This window comes from Mycobacterium pseudokansasii (assembly GCF_900566075.1).
Lineage (GTDB): Bacteria > Actinomycetota > Actinomycetes > Mycobacteriales > Mycobacteriaceae > Mycobacterium > Mycobacterium pseudokansasii.
Window position 1 is genome coordinate 3,267,698 of the sequence record NZ_UPHU01000001.1, and the last position, 17,235, is coordinate 3,284,932.

Here is a 17,235-nt window from a genome sequence, read left to right on the forward strand (position 1 = left end):
CGCCAATCGCCGTACCCGCCAGGGCCTGGCCACCCACTTAGCGACCAATCACTATGGCTGCGTTGTCGAGAACTCGGTGGCGGGAGCCCTCAACACCGGTAGGCAGGCCGCGGCACCGAGATTGTGCCGATCGACATCCGCAACCACCCCGCGTCGTGCCGCACGGTCGGCTCTGATCACCTCAGCCGCAGCGCTACTGAGCGGCGAGCGTGCGGGCCGGCCCCAAGGTGACCGGCAACGTCGACCAGCCCCGTAACACTCGGGTGTCGCGCCTGCTTCCGGCGCCGGCGGCCCGCACTTCGGGGAAGCGCTCGAAGAACGTGCGCAGCCCGACTTCGCCCTCGGCGCGGGCAAGCGCGGCGCCAAGGCAGAAGTGACGGCCGGTGGAGAACGCGAGATGCTTGCCCGCATTGGGACGTTCGATGTCGAAATGATCCGGGTCGGGGAACACCGACGGATCGCGGTTGGCCCCCGCCAGACAAATCAGCACCATTTCACCGCGTCTGACCGGCACGCCGGCCATCTCGACGTCGGTGCGGGCCACCCGCGCGGTGAGTTGGACCGGCGAATCCAACCGTAAGATCTCTTCGACCGCGTTCGGCCACAGCTCAGGACGCTGGCGCAGGGTGTCCAGATGCTCGGGCATGTCCAGCAACATCCGAATTCCGTTGCCCAACAGGTTGACTGTGGTTTCAAAGCCGGCGACCAACACCAGCCCCGCGACCGCATGTAGCTCGTCGTCGTCGAGATGCGTTTCCGGGTCCCCACTTTCGGCCGTGCGGATCAGCTGGCTCATCAGGTCGTCGCCGGGGGCTCGTCGCAGCTGTTCGAGATGCGATACGAGCCAGGCGTTGAACCCTTTCACACCGCGCTGCACGCGCTGGTATTGCCGGTAGGGCACGCCGATATCCAGGCTGGGCGCGGCCAGTTCGCCGAATTCCAGGACCCGTCGGCGGTCGTGGGCCGGCACCCCTAAGATTTCGCTGATCACCGCGATCGGCAGCTGGGAACAATACCGGCCGACGACGTCGACCACACCGGGTTGGGCGGCAAGCTGATCCAACAGACTGATGGCGGTCTGCTCGACCCGATCACGCAGTGCGGCAACGGCCCGCGCGGTGAACACCGCCGACACCGTCTTGCGATAGCGGGTGTGATCGGGCGGCTCTACCGCCAGCAGCGACGGCGGGCGCAGCGGGTGCAGCTGATTATCACGGGTACGGCGCTCCAGCCATCGCAGCGCTGCCGGCAGGTTCTCGCCGAGGGAGATGACCTGGAAGTCGTCGGAGCGCAAGATGTCGTGGCCGAGCTGATGGTCGACGGTCAGGCAGTTGACTCGGGTCCGCACCAAGCGGCCGTGGCGGCGCAGCTCGTCGTAGAACGGCACCGGGTTAGCGGCAACGGCCGGGTCGGCGATCAGCCGGGCCTGTAGTTCACCTCGTCGAACGCCGACGTCGGCCATGCCGCGGATCAGCCCGTGCAACGCCAGCCAGTGCAGTCGGTCCTTCACCGCTCCTCCATCCCGTTGCGGGCCAGGGCGCTTTGCGACCCAGCCTAAGCTAAGCCCGTCGGGTCGGGACGCGCGTGACGTTTCAACAGTCGGCGACGATCTTGAAGTCCGTGGTCACGACCTTGTTGGGGTTGCTGTTGCCGATGCCGTAGGCGCTGCCGGTGATGGTGTAGGTGCCGCGGGACAGGTCGGCATGGGCCTGGCCCACCCCGCCTTCCCAGAAGCTGCCGTTGAACCCGTCGACGTTGCGGATCTTGACCCATTGTGGGATCACCCGTTCACCGCTGACCAACACCACGGCCTGGACGTGTCCGTCGCGGTCACGGATGTCGATAGTCCGGTAGGTCTGCTCCTGGCTGCATGCGGCCGGACGCGTGGTGCGTGTATATCCATCGATTGTCAGATGTGCGGCCTTGCGGGGTACTGTCTGCGCCTCGGCGCACCCGGAAAGGCCCGCGACCACGACCACGGCAATCACTGCCACCCTTACCAACCGGCTTCGCACCAGCCACCTCCGTTGTGGGCCTTGTGGGCCTTGTGGGCCTTGTGGACGTTGTGGACATTGCGGGCCCGAGCCTTGTGCACGAAACTTTACTGCTGCCCCGGCTGCAGCCTGGGCAGGGCTTTGATGATGAGACGCCGGACGAATTCCGGACTAACCCCCTTGAGCCGGTCGATCCACCGGATGCTTTGGGGCACATACCAATGCAATCTGGTGGGGTGCTGGTAGGCTCGCCAGGCCGCCTCGGCGACGCTGGTCGCGGGCATCAGCCGGAACATGCCCTTCTTGGGAGCGGCGGCACGGATCTGCTGCGCCGAAAGCGTAGGCGCGCCCTCCTCGGAATGCTGGCGCGTCGAGGTGAGAATCGCGGTGTCGATCAGACCGGGTAACACGTCGGCCACCCGCACACCATGCCGCTGCCACTCCACGCTGAGCGCCTCGGTCAACCCTTTGACCGCGTGCTTGGTAGCCGAGTAGACGGCAAGTCTCGGCATGCCATACGTGGCCGAAGACGAGGACGTCGAGAACATCAGGCTGCCGGGGATCTTCTTCAGGTAGGGCAGCGCGCCGTAAGCCCCGGTCAGCACCGCCTTGAAGTTGATATCGACGACCCGCATCGCGACGTCATACGGTACGTCCTCGAACCACCCGCCTTCGCCGATGCCGGCGTTGTTCCACATCATGTCGAGCGCGCCGCCGGTGTTGCCGGCGCAAAAGTCGGCGAGCGCCGAGTCGAGCGCGGCCTTGTCGGTCACGTCGACCACTCGTGTCCACAACCCGGCGCCGAGCTCGCCGCTCAGGGTTGCCAGACCGGCGTCGTCGCGATCCACCGCACCGACGCGCCAGCCCTTGGCGTGGAAGAGCCTTGCCCCTTCACGGCCCATTCCACTACCGGCGCCGGTGATGAATATCGACTTCATACGATCCGGTAGAGCCCGCCCTCAGTCGGCTTCGACGACATCTTTGATACGGTGCAGCGTCTTGGTCATGTCCCGGATGTTGCGGCGCTTGCGCAACCAGCCACCGAACGCCCAGTAATACACGGTCGTTAACACCGAAGGGGTGAGCCGGAACGACTCGGTGACATCGGTGCCATCGCCCGCCGGGGCGAGCCGGTAGTGCCAATTGTTGACCGATCTACCGCCGGCCATCACAGCAAACCCGAACTCACGAGGGCGCTCACACGCCGTCACCTTGCACACCGTCCAGTAGACGGGACCGATCTCGTTGCGCCGGACGTGTCCGCGGAATCGGGCGCCGAGTGCTGGGCCGGTCGCACCGTCGAGCCACTCGGCCTCGAACGTTTCGGGTGAAAACCGTCCGGTGTTGCGAATATCGGCGATTAAGTCCCAGATCTTTTCCGCCGGGGCCGCCATGTGAACCGTTGCCGAACCCTCCATAGCATGATCCAATCACGTCCCTGTAACGCTGGGAACGGAAACACCGATATTCACTGATGCGGTGTGAATAGCGAGATGATCTCAGTCACCGTCTGTTGCAGCTGCCGTACCGGCTTGGGCAACACCACGGGCACGGGCGGCAGACCGCCGGCACTGGCGCACTTCGGCCACGCGGCGGGTCCCTGGCCGGCTAGAACTCTGTTGGCCACGGCGATTTGTTGCTGCTTAGAGGCGGTCGCGGGGTTACCGACGCCGCCGTACTCGTCCCACGTGGCTTGCTTGAACTGGAGTCCGCCATAGGCGCCGTTGCCGGTGTTGGCGGTCCAGTTGCCACCCGACTCGCACTGCGCCACAGCGTCCCAGTTCATGACGTCGGCGTGGGCGATGCCGGTGGATAGTGACATCGAAGCTGCGACGAGTGCTGCGGCCGTGGCGGACTTGATGAGGGGCTTTGCGATGCGTGTCATGTCCGGCATTTCGGCGGCCGTGGCTAAAGCGTTACCGCCTAGAAAAACTTATGAAATTGGTTAGCCGCCGCATTGTGATTTGCGCAAACGACGTCCGGCCGGGCGAATCAAACCACCGGCGGGTCTGGGTGTACGGGTCACGCTGTGGCCTCGGATCACCCGTTGACAACGACTGTCCAAGCGGGGAGCCCGCGTTGACTCGTCGGGCGCGCTGGCGATTCGGCAGGCGCATGCCGACGACTCCAGCAAACTTCGCGAGGCCACAATCTGAGACAAAGTCTTAGTTTTGGGCACCTCGGGCACCGGCCCTGACGCCGACCGCTCGCGGGTCGGCCGATGGGGTGGTCAGGCCTGCAGCCCGCGACCCGGCCGCCGGGTTGGCCGCCCCCGGATGGATGTTGCTGAGATTGGCTGTTGACTCAGGTTTCGTTTGCGGAAGACCCGCAGGCTCGGTCCGGAAGTTCTTGCATCGCGGCATATGACAGTCGACGATGTCGGGGTGGCCGCTGAAGCCGCACCCGTTCGTGAGCCGACCTGGACCGTCGCGCGGTCCGTCTCGCCGGTCAGTTGTCCGTCGTGTATCGGCGGCCTGATCGCCGGCATCTCCGGAGGTGACCAGTCGGCTGATGGTTCGGCACGCGGCTGCTAGCGCAGATTGGTTGCGGGCCCGAGGGATTCGGGCCGTACTCGCCGCTGCGCTGGTGACGTGTTTGTTGCTCGGTGGGGCTGTCCTGCTGGTGGCGAATCGCGATCGTGCTTCGTCCGCCAACTCTCTCGAGCACCCCGTCCGCCCCCTCGACGACGCCGCGACCGAGGCCCAGGTTGTCGACAAGGCAAAACAGATCGTCGAGATCGCAGGACTTCGGACGACCACCGCCGGGTACCTCTTGATGTCGTGCAAGAACCGCGACGATCCGCCCTATCAAGGGACGGTCTACCTGACCTTCGCGCTGCCCGCCGAGACACCTGCCGACCGGTACTTTCGCGACGTCATGGCGGCGCTGGTCAGCCACGGCTGGACCGAGGGGCTGCCGCCCAACGACCAGGTGTTCGGCCGGACTCTGTCCCACGACGACGTCACGGTGATCATCTACCGTCACCGTGACGAAGTCGGCGCGGGCGTCCTGCGGCTGTACGGTCAGTGCCGCAACATCAATGATCACCGCCGCGACGGCACCGCTTGGGTCGACATCACCAGCCAGTTCGGTGCGGGCAGGTAGACCGGCTGGTTGTACGCACCGGACCAGCCGTCAAGGTGCCGAACACACTACTGGGCTTGACGGCGTCGTGCCGTCAAGCCCAGTAGCTTAAGCGTTGCGCGATCAGCGGGCGCCGAGGCTGGCCTGCAGGTCACCCTTCATAGCGTTGAGCTGCGCGCCCCAGTACTCCCAGCTGTGCGTGCCGTTGGCGTCCAAATTGAACACGGCGTTGTGGCCGCCCGCGGCGTTGTAAGCGTCCTGGAATTTCAGGTTGCTGCTGCGAACGAAGTTCTCCAGGAATTCGGCCGGAACATTGGCACCGCCCAACTCGGACGGGGTGCCGTTGCCGCAGTAGATCCACAGGCGGGTGTTGTTGGCGACCAGCTCGGGAATGTGCAGCGACGGGTCGTTACGCTGCCAGGCCGGGTCACTTGAGGGTCCCCACATATCGGAGGCCTTGTAACCGCCGGCGTCACCCATCGCCAGGCCGATCAGGGACGGCCCCATGCCCTGGGAGGGGTCCATCAGGGCCGACAGTGAACCCGCGTAGATGAACTGCTGCGGGTGGTAGACCGCCAGGATCAGGGCCGAGGAGCCGGCCATCGAGATGCCGACCGCGGCGCTTCCGGTGGGCTTGACACTCCGGTTCGCGGACAGCCATTGCGGCAGCTCGCTGGTGACGAAGGTTTCCCACTTGTAGGTCGTGCAGCCGGCCTTGCCGCAGGCCGGGCTGTACCAGTCACTGTAGAAACTGGACTGTCCGCCTACCGGCATGATGACCGACAGGCCCGATTGGTAGTACCACTCGAAGGCCGGGGTGTTGATGTCCCAGCCGTTGTAGTCGTCTTGAGCGCGGAGACCGTCGAGCAGGTACACCGCCGGCGAGTTATCCCCGCCGCTTTGGAATTGAACCTTGATGCTGCGACCCATCGCAGCCGACGGCACCTGGAGGTACTCCACCGGCAGGCCGGGCCGGGAGAACGCTCCCGCGGTCGCCGCTCCGCCGGCGAGTCCGACCAGGCCAGGAAGGGCCGCAGCAGCGGCCGCGCCGACCAGAAGGCGTCGGCCCCACGCCCGAATCTTCCCGCTCACGTCTGTCATACCCTGCCCCTTGTCCGTATGTGCTCGCGTGCTCCCGGCAGAACTTACCGTGTGAGTAGGGCAAATGTCGATCGGGACGCGAAGTCATTCCATTTCGATATCGGTTACCCCCGCCGACACAGCAACTGTGCTATGCGAGCCGGCGACGGACTCACCGCTTCCCCCGTTGCCCCGTTGCGGTCCGGAAAATCCGAGAGCGCAAACGAGTGCTAGGCACCCGGAGCAGGGCAGAAGGCGGCAGGCGGGGAGCGGTAGAAAGAATAGTTAACCGATGCGGCACGTCGGACCTCGACACGCCGGAAGTAGCTCGAGCAACGTTTCGCGGGTTTACCCCGGGCCTGTGCCCAGACGACCGGAAAGCCCGGCGCCGGTGCATCCGGTGCAAGTCTGCGACGGCGTCCGGCGGTCCGAGCGCCATGTCCATTTCATGTGAGTCACCTGGCGGTTTGCCCTCCGGCGAAGCCGAACTTACGCCGACCGCGTAGTCTCTGTCAGGCAAGCCGATGGAGACAACGATCCTCCGGGATCTTCCGGGCTATCCGGTCCGTTCCGGCGCTCAGGCACCAGCACACCAGGTCCCTCGGTGTATGCGGGTGCGACGGCGTTGGCTCGAGGCGCCTGACGAACCGGGAACGATTCGGGAACGATTGAGGTGCGAAATTTTGGAGACGGTACTTGGGCTGTCAGTGACGCCGACCGCACTGGGTTGGGTCCTGGCTGAAGGGCACGGCGCAGAAGGCACCATCCTGCATCATCACGAAATGCAGCTGCGCGGTGGCCGCGGAGTGGGCATCGTCCATGCCGCGGAACAGGCGGCGGCGGAAGTCATTCGTGCGGGGGAATTGGCAGCCGAGGCCGGCCACCGTTTACGTGTCGTCGGCGTGACGTGGAACGACGAAGCTTCCGCCCAAGCCGCGTTACTGGTCGAGGCCTTGACCGACGCCGGATTCGACAACGTGGTACCGGTTCGGCTGCTCGATGCCGTCGAGACGCTGGCCGAGGCGGTCGCACCGGTCATCGGATACGAACAGACCGCGGTGTGCATCCTCGAGCACGAATGGGCAACCGTCGTCATGGTTGACACCCGCGACGGAAAGACGCAAACAGCAATCAAACATGTCCGTGGTGGTTATGACGGGCTGACCTCGTGGCTGACCGGAATGTTCGACCGCAGTGCGTGGCGTCCGGCCGCCGTGGTGGTGGTGGGTTCCGACCTTGACATCAGCGACTTTTCCTGGCAACTCGAAACCGCGCTGCCGGTACCGGTTTTCGCACAGACCATGGCGCAGGTGACAATCGCGCGAGGCACGGCGCAGGCGGCGGCCCGAACCACCGAGTTCACCGACGAGCGACTGGTGGCAGACACCGGTGAGGCCATCGCCGTGTCCAAGCGGTCACGCCAATATACCGGAGCTGCAACCACTTTGGCGGCGGCTGCGGTTACCTTCGTGGCTTCGGTGTCGCTGGCAGTTGGCCTGCAACTGACTCCGGACAGGCACTCCGAAACGGCACTGCGCTCCGTACCCACATCGACAGCGGAAATCGCTGAGGCAGTTGCGACAGCAGCTTCGGTGCCCGCGAGTGCCCAGCTGCCCACTCCTCATCCGGAGCCCGCGACAGAGCGGGAGCCCATCCAGCTCACTTCCGGTGAAGAGCTTACCGACACCATCACCGAGCAGCCGAACGATGTTGCGTCGCAACCGAGTCCGAGCGATGGATCGCCGCTGTTGACCCGGGTGCTCAAGCACATTCCCGGCACCTACGGCGACACCGGCATGGAGCCGCCGGAGTAGTCGAACTGCCGAATCGACGATCGGATGGTTTTGTCGCCGGTGCGGGTCTGACGGCGGACGCTGGCTGCAGCGCCAACCCCGCATCGGAGTGTCAACCGTTCTTGGGCCGAACCGCGCGAAAAGAAACGGTCACCTCGTCGGCGACCTGCAACGAGCCCATCAATAGCGAATAGGGCTTCACCCCGTAGTCGGACTGGCGAACCGTCGATTCGGCAGACATCGCCCAGGAGTCACCAAGATCCTCGGCGCGCAGGTCGATCACGTGCTGACGCGACTTGCCCCGGATCTGCAGCTGTCCGGTGAGGCGGTAACCGTCCTCGGTCTTGTCAATCTCTGATGCGCTGTACCGGATACCCGGAAAGCGACCGGCGTTGAGCGACTTCAGCGCATTTGCCCGGACCAGGGCCTTCTCCGGCCCGGACAGGCTCTTGACACCACCCTCGCCGCGCAGCACCTCCAGCGAATCCACTTCCACGGCAAGCTCTGCGGTGGCGGGTTCATCAGCCACCCAGCTCACCGTGGCCTGCCAGCGAGTCATAGCGATGGTGAGCCGATGGCCCATTCGGGCGGCTCGCCCCGCGACACCGGTAAGAACGATCAACTCACCGCCGGATGGGTCCAGCGTCCACACCGTGTCGCTCACGTCACGACTCTATTAGACCTCACACGCGTCGATACGACACCCTCGACACCATCGAGGAACTATCCGGTCAACCAACCGGCGGCCACGACGACGGTCGCGGCCGCCGCTTCACCTTGCCTATTTGACAAATAGACGTACATATCAAGTCGGCGCCGTATTCACATGGTGAGGACAGTGCGATAGCGTGTCCGTCCCTGCTCCATCGCCGCGTAACCGTCCGCCGCATGCGAAAAGGGCATCTCCTCGAGTCAATGTGCGACAGGGCATTTCGTCGACGCGGTGCTGTGATAGTCGACCTGCCAGTGCTTGATTCCGTTCAGCCAGCCCGATCGCAGCCGTTCGGGTTTGCCAGTCGACGCCAAGTCGGGCACGGCGTCGGCGATCGCATTGAACATCAAGTCGATGGTCATCCGAGCCAGGTTGGCCCCGATGCAGTAGTGCGCGCCGGTGCCGCCGAACCCCACGTGCGGATTGGGACTGCGCAGGATGTTGAAGGTGAACGGGTCGTCGAACACCTCTTCGTCGAAATTGGCTGAGCGGTAGAACATCACCACCCGCTGACCCTTCTTGATCCGCACCCCGGACAGTTCGTAGTCCTGCAGCGCGGTCCGCTGGAACGAGGTGACCGGGGTGGCCCACCGCACGATCTCGTCGGCCGTGGTGGCGGGACGCTCCCGCTTGTACAACTCCCACTGGTCGGGAAAGTCGGTGAACGCCATCATGCCCTGGGTGATGGAGTTGCGGGTTGTCTCATTACCGGCAACGGCCAGCAGAATGACAAAGAAGCCGAACTCGTCCTCGGAGAGCTTGTGGCCGTCGATGTCGGCCTCGACGAGCTTGGTGACGATGTCCGGCCCCGGGTTTTTGGCCCGGTCAGCCGCCATTTGCATGGCGTACATGATCAGTTCGACCGAGGCGGTGATGGCGTCATTGCTGGCGAACTCGGGATCCTGGTCGCCCACCATCTGGTTCGACCAGTGGAAAAGCTTCATCCGGTCTTCCTGGGGCACGCCGAGCAACCCGGCGATGGCCTGTAACGGCAGTTCGCAGGACACCTGCTCGACAAAGTCGCCGGAACCCTGCGCCGCCGCGGCCTCGACGATGCGCCGGGCGCGCTCGTTGAGCTCGTCGCGCAGCCGCTCGACGGCCCCCGGCGTGAAGCCGCGGGAGATGATCTTGCGCAGCCGGGTGTGCTGTGGGTCGTCCATGTTGAGCAGGACGAACTTGCCTCGCTCGATCTGCTCGGCGACCGTGCCGTCTTTGTAGCGTGGCAGCGCAGTCTTTTGCAGGCTGGAGAAGACGTCACTGCGGCGCGAGATCTCTTTGACGTCTTTGTGTTTGGTCACCACCCAATAGCCGCCGTCATCGAAGCCGCCGCAGCCGATCGGCTGCTCGTTCCACCAGATCGGCGCGCATCGGCGCATCTCGGCCAGTTCTGCCACCGGCAGGCGCTCGGCATAGATGTCTGGGTCGGTGAAGTCGAACCCGGGGGGCAGGTTGGGTACCGGCTTGGCTGCTGGTTTGGCCGCTGACTTGGCTGTTGACAAGGCCCACTCCTCAATATGAACTCTGCTAGTGGTCGTCTACTGCCAATAATCCATTGCTCCACCTGAGATGGGAAGCATTGATGCAACGTGGCGAGGGCCGAACTGCAACGTGTTCAGCCGGCCCTGGTCTACAGCCGCGGATGCGTCCGGTCGGGCTACCGCGTCGTTCCCGGTGAGTTGTGATGCCGACCGGTCGGGCAAGCGTCCGGCGGGCGGGGGAGCGGGCTGGCATGAGCGACGGATGCCGGCTGACTATCGGCGCCAGTGTGGTGGTTCGCCCACGATCAGCGGCTCGTGAGGAATTCCCTGGTCACCTGCCCTGCATCGACAAGGTCGCGTGGGTCGCGGCGGCTGTTGTGGGCTACGCCACAGTCGTTATGCTGTGGTGACATTAGCCGGTGCTGCAGGGCATGAAGGGGTCGACATGATTCGGGAACTGCTGACCACCGCCGCGATCGCCGGGGCCGCGATCGGCCTGGCACCGGTCGCCGGCGCCGACAACGGGCGTTACGAAGGTGATGTGCCCGGGATGAACTATGACGCCTCGTTGGGAGCGCCGTGTGACAATTACGAGCGCTTCATCTTTGGCCGCGGCACCAGCGGACAGGCCGAAGCCTGTCATTTCCCGCCACCGAACCAGTTCCCGGCAGCCACCACCGGTTACTGGGTGATCTCCTACCCGCTGTACGGGGTGCAGCAGGCGGGTGCCCCCTGCCCGGGTCCGCAGGCGGCGGCGCAGACGCCGGACGGCCTGCCGATGTTGTGTCTGGGGGCGCAGGGATGGCAAGCCGGGTGGTTCACCGGGGCCGGGTTCTTCCCGCCCGAAGGATGATCGGTTGATCTAGTGCGATGACGACCGACCGCCAGCCAGCTGAGTCTCCGATGCCACGATGGTTGCGGCTGGTCCTCGCGTCGGATCGGGCGGGCTCGGCGTGGTACGTCGGGACCGGTTTCTTCTTTGCACCGGTGCTCGCCCTGGTGTCACCGTGGCCAGCGGTCACCGCGGTCCTGTGGTGGATCATCGCGCTGGCGGGGTTATGGCTGGGACTGCTCGGCATCGCGATGGCAGTCGGGCTGGCACGCGTATTGCAGTCCGGCGACGAAATTCCGGAGCACTACTGGCGCACGCTGGTCGACTACTGACCTGGGAACTGATGCCCCTTGTGGGGTCTACAGTCGTAGCAAGCATCCCGTCAACGAATTAGGAGCCTCCGATGGCCATCAATCCCAAAGATGCAGTCGACGCAGCCAAGGACATCGCGACCAACGCCGTCGAGAAGGCGTCGGACATCGTCGAAAACGCCGGCGACATCATCCGCGGCGACATCGCCGGGGGCGCCAGCGGCATCGTGCAGAGCTCGATCGACATCGCCACTCACGCGGTCGACAGGGTTAAAGAGGTATTCACCGGCAAGGACGACGACCTGGATTAGCCGAGGATTAGCCGGTGCTTGGGCGTCTCAGGGCGTCTCAGACGGTCGCGGCGGCGTTGAGCTCGTCGAGCCGGTTCGTTGCCTCGAGGTACTCCTGCACCCACCGCTGGATGACGGTAGCGGTCTTCTCGACCTTGGTGAACTGACCGACGACCTGCCCGATGGGATTGAACGCGACGTCGACGCTCTCGTTCGGATACTTGTTGGTGGCTCGCACCGCCATGCCGGACACCATGTACTGCAACGGCATGCCGAGCGGCTTCGGGCTGTCCGGCTGCTCCCAGGCCTCGGTCCAGTCGTTGCGGAGCATGCGGGCAGGCTTACCGGTGAACGACCGGCTGCGCACGGTGTCACGACTGGTCGCCTTGGCGTAGGCCGCTTGCTGAACCGGGGTGTTAGCGGCCTCCTCGACCATCAGCCACTGCGAGCCGGTCCAGGCCCCCTGGGCACCCAGGGCCAAGGCTGCCGCGATTTGTTGACCGGTGCCGATGCCGCCGGCCGCCAGGACCGGTAACGGCGCGACCTCCTTGACCACCTGCGGCCACAACACGATCGAGCCGACCTCACCGCAGTGCCCGCCGGCCTCCCCACCCTGGGCGATGATGACGTCGACGCCGGCATCGGCATGCTTTCGGGCCTGTGAGGGCGAGCCGCACAACGCGGCAACCTTGCGTCCCGCGTCGTGAATGTGGTTGATCATGTCGACCGGCGGGGTGCCCAGGGCGTTGGCGATCATTGCCACCTTCGGGTGCTGCAGCGCCACCTCGACCTGAGGGGTGGCCGTCGCCTCGGTCCAGCCAAGCAGCTGCAAGCTTTCCTCGTCGCCGTCCTCGACCGGCACACCATGATCAGCGAGGATCTTCTTGGCAAAATCCAGATGCTCCTGGGGCACCATCTTGCGCAACGTCTCGGCCAGTTCCCCGGCGGACAGGTGCGAGTCCATGCCCTCGTACTTGTTGGGAATGACGATGTCGACGCCGTAGGGATGGTCGCCGATGTGCTCGTCGATCCAGGTCAGTTCGATCTCCAGTTGCTCGGGAGTGAAGCCGACGGCGCCGAGGACGCCGAACCCGCCGGCTTTGCTGACAGCGACAACCACATCGCGGCAGTGGGTGAATGCGAAGATCGGAAACTCGATGCCAAGTTGGTCACATATGGCGGTATGCATGCCTGCTCCTGGGCCCCTCGCCGAATTGAAACGTGTTCTAGTTTAGTACGGGTGTTGCCGACGCGGCCAGCAAGGTGGCGCACGTGGCGACTAGGGCCCTTCAGCGGGGGCCCTTCCAGGAGGCGATGCTGTATGCCAACCACAGGAGCAGGAACACCAGCATGCAACCGACGCAGACGAGGTGATCCCGGCAGATGGCTCGCGCGAGGCGGGTCTGTTCGACAGGGCTATCGACGCGCTTTCCAAGTCGAACCGCGCAGGGAACCGTGTGCACGGCAGCCAGCCCGACCGGGATACCGGCGAGAACGGCCGAGGCCGCCAACAACCAACCGGGCTCGGGACCGCGCACGGCCTCGAACCCCAGTCCGCTCAACAAGATCACCATCACCAGCGCGATCAATCGACTCATCGGACGCGATGTGGTCGTCGCGCGATGGTAATAGCCGGCGATGGATGCCAGCACCGGCTCGGGTAGTTGGGCGCTCGGTCGTCGGTACCGCAGAACCTGGACGTCGAAAATCAAGTCCATCCACAAGACAGCAAACAAGAACCCGCCGCAGGCCGTGAGTAACGGGGCCACGACGCTCATTCACCTCCCATTGGCAACCGGCGCCGGCCATTACGCCAATCATTATTTCGCGTGCCCGGTTGCGACGTAGTCGAACAGCTTCTCGTACCGCGATGTGCCGGGAGTAGCCTGGCCCGTCATGGGCCGGGTGGACAACAAGGTTGCACTGATCAGCGGTGGTGCTCGCGGGATGGGGGCCTCCCATGCCCGGTTGCTCGTCACCGAGGGCGCCAAGGTGGTGATCGGTGACATTCTCGATGAGCAAGGCCGGGCACTGGCCGGCGACTTGGGCCCCGCGGCACGCTACGTGCATCTGGACGTGACCCAACCGGGGCAGTGGACGGCGGCCGTCGAAACGGCGGTGGGGGAGTTCGAGAAGCTCGACGTCCTTGTCAACAACGCCGGGATCATCAACTACGGTCCGCTCAAGACTTTCGACCTGACCAAGTGGCAACAGATCCTCGACGTCAATGTCACCGGCACCCTGTTGGGCATCCAGGCTGTTATCGACCCGATGATCGCTGCCGGCGGCGGCTCGATCATCAACGTCTCATCCATCGAGGGCCTGCGCGGAGCGGCATGGGTGCACGGGTATGTGACGTCGAAGTGGGCAGTGCGTGGCCTGACCAAGTCCGCAGCATTGGAGTTGGCGCCCAACAACATTCGGGTTAACTCCATCCACCCGGGACTTATCCGCACCCCGATGACCGCAAAACTGCCCCAGGACATGCTCCACATCCCGCTCGGACGCCCCGGAGAACCCGAGGACGTGTCGACGTTCGTGCTGTTCCTGGCCAGCGACGAGTCGTCATATGCCACCGCCGCCGAGTTCGTCATAGACGGCGGCGTGGTCGCCGACGTTTCGCACAAGCAGTAGCGGGCCGTCACCCGGCGTTGAGGGCGGTGGCGTTGTCCCATTTGTCGAGGCGGGCCAGGAAGAACGCTTCGGCCTCGTCGAAGCTGATGTTCTCGTCGGGGGCGATGCGGGCAACGACATCGGCGTAGACCCGGGCGGCGTGCGGGTCGACGAAGTCCCATTGGCCCAGCGGCCATTCCGCACTCAGATAGCCTGCCGCCGAATACGCCTGGTACAACGGCGTTCCCGGATACGGCGTGATCTTGCTGAGGAACTTGAAGGGATGCCGGTATTTGGTTGCCCGCAGCAGGCGGGCGGTTTCACGTAGCTCCTCGGGACGCACCGTGGGGTGAAACATGATGGTCCCGGGGATCACGTCAATTCCCAACTGCTGCAACGCGTTGATGGTGTCGGCGGCGTCTTGGCCACGGTTGAGGATCTGCTTGCGGTAAGCGCGCAGCTGATCGTAGGAACCGGTCTCCAACCCGACAAACACCCGCCGCAAACCCGCCCGGTACAACTGCTTGAACACCTCGAGGTCGACCACCGAATCCAACCGGATATCGATCATGAAGTTGACATCGATACCCCGGCCAATCATCGCCGAGGCAAACTCGACCGCACGCTGCTGCGAACCAGGATGCTTGGACACAAACAAATCATCGGTAATCGACAAAAACTTGACATCGAAATCCGAGACCAAATAACCGATCTCGTCAACAACCGCATCCACCGACTTAACCCGATAACTGGTGCGGCCCAACATCGCCGACACCGCCCCCGTCCCGCAAAACGTGCACCGATACGGACAACCCCGGGTGGTAAACACCGACGCAGCAAAACCATCGCCGAGCACCGTCGGCAACTCCTCACGAGCCGGCCACGGCAATTCGTCCAGATCAACCAACCCCGACGGCGAGCACACGATCCGGCCCTGCTCGTCACGGCGCGCCAGCCCCGCAATACCCTCTACCCCAGCACCATTGACCACCGCCAAGGCCAACTCGGTAAACGCCACCTCCCCATCACCGACCACCACAAAATCAAAGCAGTCATACTCACCCAGAATGCGCTCATAGTTCAGCGTGGCAATCACATTGCCCAACGCGATCTGCACACCCTCCCAGCACTGACGCGCCCGCCGAGCCAACCACAACACCTCGGCAAAAGTGTCGATACACGAAAACCCCACCAACCGCGGCACACCCGAGACCGCCACCGCGGCCTGCATCGCCTGCCACGTCTGCTCCACACCCTCATGCCCGGCCACCAAACCATTGACCGTCACGACCTCAAGCCCACGCCTCTTGGCGTACGCCTTGATCGACATCATCCCCAAATGCTCCATCGGCATCGACGAATACACCCACGGACCCCAAAGTTTTTGTGCGCCGACATAGGATCGCCCGTTGCCACGAACCCCGGCAGGATTGACCAACAAAACCGTCACGCCACCACCCGACCCACACCGACGAGCACCCGTTCGCTCCCGGCCGCCGCGACGCCAGCCACCCACGCGCTTCTTGGCAGCGCAATCTCAGCCATGCGAGCCTGCGCGAGAGTTGCCGACGTTCCCCGTCATTGCTGTGCGGATGGTGTTTCGACGAAGTGGACCGCCCGGCCTGGTTCGACAACTTCCGCCTGGCCCTGCCATGAACACTCCTCGACATACCGTTCGAATATCACGGTTGTCAGACGAGAGTCCGGGTCAATCTGAATGATCTTGGCTACGTTCAGATTATCTGTCAGCCGGGGGACCTCGACTGTCTGCCAGATGTTGTCGGGGCGCACATCACATCCCACCACCGCGGTTACCGTCCCACTACAGTTATCGGCGTATGCCCTGGCCGCGTCGTGCCAAAACCGGACCAGTTCCGGGTCACACTTATTCCATCCCGGAATTGGCTGCATCCCATTTCGTTCCAGCAGCATTTTCAGCGTGGTGCCGTTCGCCTCACCCGCCAGCCGTTCGGCGATTCTCGAACCGTCCGGCCCGACGCTCACTCCCCGCGCGTCAAGACCCGACCAATAGTAGGCCGCATCAGGATCCGTCTTTGTCAATTCCACCAGCTCGTCGTATGACGGCAAACTGCCCGGCAGATAGAAGTTGCCATCGACTATGAGACCATCGGTTGAATTGCAGAATTCATGTGGTGTCCCGTCCTTGCTCAGGCCATCTCTGTGTCGGAGACGGCCCTCGCTGCCCGAGCCGGCGGTTGTCGGGCAGCGCGCCGCACTTTCCGTCGTCCACGCCTCACCCGGCGTGCCGAACAGCTGGTCTATTTCGGCAAGCACACTTTCGGCATAACACCCGAACTCAGCCGTCCGCTCGACCGCGTCGACCATTGGGGCCGGATCGGCCGCGAACGGCTCAACCATGGCCGACCTCGCGCAAACCCCGCGCGGACCCCGTCGCGTTGATCTGACAAGCGACACCGACGTTCCCGATCGACGTCCGCGAAATCGGCAAACCCGGCGGCAGCGTCAACGACCTTGCGTCGTCCGGTCCGGGCGGTCCGATGGGCCCACATCCTTCGGACGCAGCAGCACACGACGATTCCGCGAAACTCCGCATATTCGCGGCTTCCGCGCGCACGGTGTACTCAGCGTCCATCGCGGCACAGCGTATCGAGGGTCCCGGGTGCTCGCAATTGTTGCGCCACTTGCGCCAAAGCCGCCAATGCCCCCGCGGCCGATTCGTTGCCTCAATCCGCAGAGGCATACCCGCTTTCGGGCCTCGTCGATCGGGTCGCCGATCCCTTGGCCATTTGGCCGTATCAGAATTCCTCGTGGTGCTCAGTATCGAGTCCGAGGGTCGGAAGTATCAGCCCGAATAGGTCGCTTCAGTACATTTGGCGTGGACTCGTCACTCCAGCGCGGGGTGACACCGTAGCCCGTTCGCGAAATCGAGGGCACCCTGCCCGATGCTCCCGACCCTCGCTGCGAGTAACTGCTTGCTCGAACGCGCCATAGCGCCGCGAGATCCCCTTGATCGGCTACCGGGCGTCGGGGTAGCGTGATGCCGGACAATTACGAAACGCTCGGTAT

Annotated in this window: 19 protein-coding genes; 7 read left to right on the plus strand and 12 right to left on the minus strand. The window is 64.2% G+C overall.

Annotation, left to right across the window (positions count from 1 at the left end; all coding sequences use genetic code 11):
• Positions 1–193: 193 nt before the first annotated feature.
• The 5 genes from EET10_RS14825 to EET10_RS14845 all read right to left on the minus strand — a co-directional run bounded on the left by EET10_RS14825 (position 194) and on the right by EET10_RS14845 (position 3,879).
• On the minus strand, positions 194–1,510 hold the full coding sequence (locus tag EET10_RS14825; RefSeq protein ID WP_036402959.1) for a cytochrome P450: 1,317 nt from the start codon (positions 1,508–1,510) through the stop codon (positions 194–196).
• An 82-nt stretch (positions 1,511–1,592) separates the two neighbouring features.
• The gene (locus EET10_RS14830) at positions 1,593–2,015 is read right to left on the minus strand and encodes a lipoprotein LpqH (RefSeq protein WP_036403407.1); all 423 of its coding nucleotides are present in this window, start codon (positions 2,013–2,015) and stop codon (positions 1,593–1,595) included.
• Positions 2,016–2,101: 86 nt separating this feature from the next.
• On the minus strand, positions 2,102–2,932 hold the full coding sequence (locus EET10_RS14835; RefSeq protein ID WP_063467875.1) for an SDR family oxidoreductase: 831 nt from the start codon (positions 2,930–2,932) through the stop codon (positions 2,102–2,104).
• Between the two features lie 21 nt (positions 2,933–2,953).
• Positions 2,954–3,412: an SRPBCC family protein gene (locus EET10_RS14840; RefSeq protein ID WP_036402957.1), complete on the minus strand. Its 459-nt coding sequence runs from the start codon at positions 3,410–3,412 to the stop codon at positions 2,954–2,956.
• Between the two features lie 50 nt (positions 3,413–3,462).
• The gene (locus tag EET10_RS14845) at positions 3,463–3,879 is read right to left on the minus strand and encodes a transglycosylase family protein (RefSeq protein WP_122502796.1); all 417 of its coding nucleotides are present in this window, start codon (positions 3,877–3,879) and stop codon (positions 3,463–3,465) included.
• Positions 3,880–4,357: 478 nt separating this feature from the next.
• Here EET10_RS14845 and EET10_RS29625 point away from each other — a divergent pair, with 478 nt between their 5' ends.
• Together EET10_RS29625 and EET10_RS14850 are read left to right on the plus strand one after the other, a co-directional pair.
• Positions 4,358–4,528 (plus strand): hypothetical protein, encoded by a 171-nt coding sequence (locus tag EET10_RS29625; RefSeq protein ID WP_167480179.1) that lies wholly within the window; start codon positions 4,358–4,360, stop codon positions 4,526–4,528.
• A 52-nt stretch (positions 4,529–4,580) separates the two neighbouring features.
• Positions 4,581–5,099, plus strand: a complete 519-nt coding sequence (locus tag EET10_RS14850) for a hypothetical protein (protein WP_244601947.1) — start codon at positions 4,581–4,583, stop codon at positions 5,097–5,099.
• A gap of 102 nt (positions 5,100–5,201) precedes the next feature.
• Here the strand turns inward: EET10_RS14850 and ag85B are convergent, their stop codons facing one another.
• On the minus strand, positions 5,202–6,179 hold the full coding sequence (gene ag85B, locus EET10_RS14855) for a diacylglycerol acyltransferase/mycolyltransferase Ag85B (protein ID WP_036402954.1): 978 nt from the start codon (positions 6,177–6,179) through the stop codon (positions 5,202–5,204).
• A 662-nt stretch (positions 6,180–6,841) separates the two neighbouring features.
• Here ag85B and EET10_RS14860 point away from each other — a divergent pair.
• Entirely contained in the window at positions 6,842–7,972 is a 1,131-nt protein-coding gene (locus EET10_RS14860; protein WP_036403400.1) for a DUF7159 family protein, read from the plus strand.
• 91 nt (positions 7,973–8,063) lie between these two features.
• Here EET10_RS14860 and EET10_RS14865 read toward each other — a convergent pair whose 3' ends face one another.
• Together EET10_RS14865 and EET10_RS14870 are read right to left on the minus strand one after the other, a co-directional pair.
• Positions 8,064–8,615, minus strand: a complete 552-nt coding sequence (locus EET10_RS14865; protein ID WP_036402950.1) for a YceI family protein — start codon at positions 8,613–8,615, stop codon at positions 8,064–8,066.
• A gap of 248 nt (positions 8,616–8,863) precedes the next feature.
• Positions 8,864–10,162 carry a cytochrome P450 gene (locus tag EET10_RS14870; RefSeq protein ID WP_063467876.1) on the minus strand — a complete coding sequence of 433 codons (1,299 nt, stop codon included), beginning with the start codon at positions 10,160–10,162 and terminating at the stop codon, positions 8,864–8,866.
• Between the two features lie 424 nt (positions 10,163–10,586).
• On the opposite strand from EET10_RS14870, the gene EET10_RS14875 reads away from it, so the two are divergent.
• The 3 genes from EET10_RS14875 to EET10_RS14885 all read left to right on the plus strand — a co-directional run bounded on the left by EET10_RS14875 (position 10,587) and on the right by EET10_RS14885 (position 11,595).
• Positions 10,587–10,994 carry a hypothetical protein gene (locus EET10_RS14875; protein ID WP_036402948.1) on the plus strand — a complete coding sequence of 136 codons (408 nt, stop codon included), beginning with the start codon at positions 10,587–10,589 and terminating at the stop codon, positions 10,992–10,994.
• Positions 10,995–11,011: 17 nt separating this feature from the next.
• Positions 11,012–11,305, plus strand: coding sequence for a hypothetical protein (locus EET10_RS14880; protein ID WP_036402946.1), 294 nt, complete (start codon positions 11,012–11,014; stop codon positions 11,303–11,305).
• Between the two features lie 71 nt (positions 11,306–11,376).
• A complete protein-coding gene (locus EET10_RS14885) occupies positions 11,377–11,595 on the plus strand; it encodes an Rv1893 family protein (RefSeq protein WP_023364230.1) in 219 nt (72 codons plus the stop codon).
• Positions 11,596–11,632: 37 nt separating this feature from the next.
• Here EET10_RS14885 and EET10_RS14890 read toward each other — a convergent pair whose 3' ends face one another.
• Both EET10_RS14890 and EET10_RS14895 read right to left on the minus strand, forming a co-directional pair.
• A complete protein-coding gene (locus tag EET10_RS14890) occupies positions 11,633–12,763 on the minus strand; it encodes a nitronate monooxygenase (protein WP_063467877.1) in 1,131 nt (376 codons plus the stop codon).
• Positions 12,764–12,863: 100 nt separating this feature from the next.
• Positions 12,864–13,343 carry a hypothetical protein gene (locus tag EET10_RS14895; protein WP_063467885.1) on the minus strand — a complete coding sequence of 160 codons (480 nt, stop codon included), beginning with the start codon at positions 13,341–13,343 and terminating at the stop codon, positions 12,864–12,866.
• Between the two features lie 127 nt (positions 13,344–13,470).
• On the opposite strand from EET10_RS14895, the gene EET10_RS14900 reads away from it, so the two are divergent.
• Positions 13,471–14,208 (plus strand): glucose 1-dehydrogenase, encoded by a 738-nt coding sequence (locus tag EET10_RS14900; protein ID WP_063467878.1) that lies wholly within the window; start codon positions 13,471–13,473, stop codon positions 14,206–14,208.
• Positions 14,209–14,215: 7 nt separating this feature from the next.
• Here the strand turns inward: EET10_RS14900 and EET10_RS14905 are convergent, their stop codons facing one another.
• Positions 14,216–15,637: a B12-binding domain-containing radical SAM protein gene (locus tag EET10_RS14905; RefSeq protein ID WP_218028468.1), complete on the minus strand. Its 1,422-nt coding sequence runs from the start codon at positions 15,635–15,637 to the stop codon at positions 14,216–14,218.
• Between the two features lie 128 nt (positions 15,638–15,765).
• Positions 15,766–16,566: a hypothetical protein gene (locus EET10_RS14910; protein ID WP_051490638.1), complete on the minus strand. Its 801-nt coding sequence runs from the start codon at positions 16,564–16,566 to the stop codon at positions 15,766–15,768.
• Between the last annotated feature and the right edge of the window lie 669 nt (positions 16,567–17,235).

Excerpts from the sequence above, each read along its gene's own strand:
- EET10_RS14840 (WP_036402957.1), bottom strand. The coding sequence starts at position 3,412 with ATGGAGGGTTCGGCAACGGTTCACATGGCGGCCCCGGCGGAAAAGATC.
- ag85B (WP_036402954.1), bottom strand. The coding sequence starts at position 6,179 with ATGACAGACGTGAGCGGGAAGATTCGGGCGTGGGGCCGACGCCTTCTG.
- EET10_RS14880 (WP_036402946.1), top strand. The coding sequence starts at position 11,012 with ATGACGACCGACCGCCAGCCAGCTGAGTCTCCGATGCCACGATGGTTG.
- EET10_RS14835 (WP_063467875.1), bottom strand. The coding sequence starts at position 2,932 with ATGAAGTCGATATTCATCACCGGCGCCGGTAGTGGAATGGGCCGTGAA.
- EET10_RS14875 (WP_036402948.1), top strand. The coding sequence starts at position 10,587 with ATGATTCGGGAACTGCTGACCACCGCCGCGATCGCCGGGGCCGCGATC.
- EET10_RS14890 (WP_063467877.1), bottom strand. The coding sequence starts at position 12,763 with ATGCATACCGCCATATGTGACCAACTTGGCATCGAGTTTCCGATCTTC.
- EET10_RS14885 (WP_023364230.1), top strand. The coding sequence starts at position 11,377 with ATGGCCATCAATCCCAAAGATGCAGTCGACGCAGCCAAGGACATCGCG.
- EET10_RS14900 (WP_063467878.1), top strand. The coding sequence starts at position 13,471 with ATGGGCCGGGTGGACAACAAGGTTGCACTGATCAGCGGTGGTGCTCGC.
- EET10_RS14910 (WP_051490638.1), bottom strand. The coding sequence starts at position 16,566 with ATGGTTGAGCCGTTCGCGGCCGATCCGGCCCCAATGGTCGACGCGGTC.
- EET10_RS14845 (WP_122502796.1), bottom strand. The coding sequence starts at position 3,879 with ATGACACGCATCGCAAAGCCCCTCATCAAGTCCGCCACGGCCGCAGCA.
- EET10_RS29625 (WP_167480179.1), top strand. The coding sequence starts at position 4,358 with ATGACAGTCGACGATGTCGGGGTGGCCGCTGAAGCCGCACCCGTTCGT.